Origin of the sequence: Nocardioides endophyticus (genome assembly GCF_039543845.1) — a bacterium.
In the GTDB taxonomy this organism is placed as follows: domain Bacteria; phylum Actinomycetota; class Actinomycetes; order Propionibacteriales; family Nocardioidaceae; genus Nocardioides; species Nocardioides endophyticus.
Window position 1 is genome coordinate 1 of record NZ_BAABKN010000051.1, and the last position, 2149, is coordinate 2149.

1 rRNA gene is annotated in these 2149 nt (G+C 57.6%); it reads right to left on the reverse strand.

Annotated features, from left to right (window positions below):
• Positions 1–471 precede the first annotated feature (471 nt).
• Positions 472–1998: ribosomal RNA gene (locus tag ABEA33_RS27295) — 16S ribosomal RNA — on the reverse strand.
• Positions 1999–2149: the final 151 nt, after the last annotated feature.

Sequence of the window (2149 nt, forward strand, 5' to 3'; positions counted from 1 at the left end):
CCAGCACCACCACGAGGATCATCGTCAAAACATCGCGACAACGACCACCCCCACCACCCACCCCATCACAGGGCAAGCACTCAGGATGCCTACATGTTGCCGCGAAGATGCTCGCGTCCACTATCCAGTTCACAAGAAACCAGCCCACCAAGCCAGACCCACCCCACCGGAGCAGACCCACCAAGGAGACCCACCGATCCCACCCTCACCGAGAGCAAGACCAGCACAGAGAAACCCGCCTGACGGCTGATGCCTCAGGACTCAACAGTGTGCCAACCCCGACCCCCAGACCCATCCCCCCACGTTCCACACCCACACCCACCCACCCACAGCAAGCTGCAGACAGACCAAGCATGAGTAGTACTGAGAAGAGACAGCCCCACAGGCCGAAGCATCATCGACGATTCCACTAGTGAACACCACCAATGCCAGTCACACGGACGGTGACTGCGCGGGGCGTGTGCTCCTTAGAAAGGAGGTGATCCAGCCGCACCTTCCGGTACGGCTACCTTGTTACGACTTCGTCCCAATCGCCAGCCCCACCTTCGACGGCTCCATCCCACAAGGGGTTAGGCCACCGGCTTCGGGTGTTGCCGACTTTCGTGACGTGACGGGCGGTGTGTACAAGGCCCGGGAACGTATTCACCGCAGCGTTGCTGATCTGCGATTACTAGCGACTCCGACTTCATGGGGTCGAGTTGCAGACCCCAATCCGAACTGAGACCGGCTTTTTGGGATTCGCTCCACCTTGCGGTATCGCAGCCCTTTGTACCGGCCATTGTAGCATGCGTGAAGCCCTGGACATAAGGGGCATGATGACTTGACGTCATCCCCACCTTCCTCCGAGTTGACCCCGGCAGTCTCCTATGAGTCCCCACCATTACGTGCTGGCAACATAGGACGAGGGTTGCGCTCGTTGCGGGACTTAACCCAACATCTCACGACACGAGCTGACGACAGCCATGCACCACCTGTACACCGACAAAAAGGGCACCTATCTCTAGGTGTTTCCGGCGTATGTCAAACCCAGGTAAGGTTCTTCGCGTTGCATCGAATTAATCCGCATGCTCCGCCGCTTGTGCGGGCCCCCGTCAATTCCTTTGAGTTTTAGCCTTGCGGCCGTACTCCCCAGGCGGGGCGCTTAATGCGTTAGCTGCGGCACGGAACCCATGGAATAGGCCCCACACCTAGCGCCCAACGTTTACGGTGTGGACTACCAGGGTATCTAATCCTGTTCGCTCCCCACACTTTCGCTCCTCAGCGTCAGGTAATGCCCAGAGAACCGCCTTCGCCACCGGTGTTCCTCCTGATATCTGCGCATTTCACCGCTACACCAGGAATTCCGTTCTCCCCTGCATACCTCTAGTCTGCCCGTATCGAAAGCAAGCCCAGAGTTAAGCCCTGGGTTTTCACTCCCGACGCGACAAACCGCCTACGAGCCCTTTACGCCCAATAATTCCGGACAACGCTCGCACCCTACGTATTACCGCGGCTGCTGGCACGTAGTTGGCCGGTGCTTCTTCTGTACCTACCGTCACCACCATCATCGGCGCTTCGTCGGTACTGAAAGAGGTTTACAACCCGAAGGCCGTCATCCCTCACGCGGCGTTGCTGGATCAGGCTTCCGCCCATTGTCCAATATTCCCCACTGCTGCCTCCCGTAGGAGTCTGGGCCGTGTCTCAGTCCCAGTGTGGCCGGTCACCCTCTCAGGCCGGCTACCCGTCGAAGCCTTGGTAGGCCATTACCCCACCAACAAGCTGATAGGCCGCGAGCACATCCCTGGCCGAAAAAACTTTCCACAACCAGCCCATGCAGACGGTTGTCGTATCCGGTATTAGCCACCGTTTCCGGTAGTTATCCCAAAGCCAAGGGCAGATTACTCACGTGTTACTCACCCGTTCGCCGCTCGAGTACCCCGAAAGGCCTTTCCGCTCGACTTGCATGTGTTAAGCACGCCGCCAGCGTTCGTCCTGAGCCAGGATCAAACTCTCCGTTGAAAACAACACCCACACCAACCCAAAAGGCCAGCATGAGAAAAAGAGATGCCTGACAGACGACACTGACAAAAAACTGTCAGAATCATTGTCAAAGAAACCATCAACCATGAACCATCAACCCCAAAAGGCATCAAGACCACAGAAGACGGGG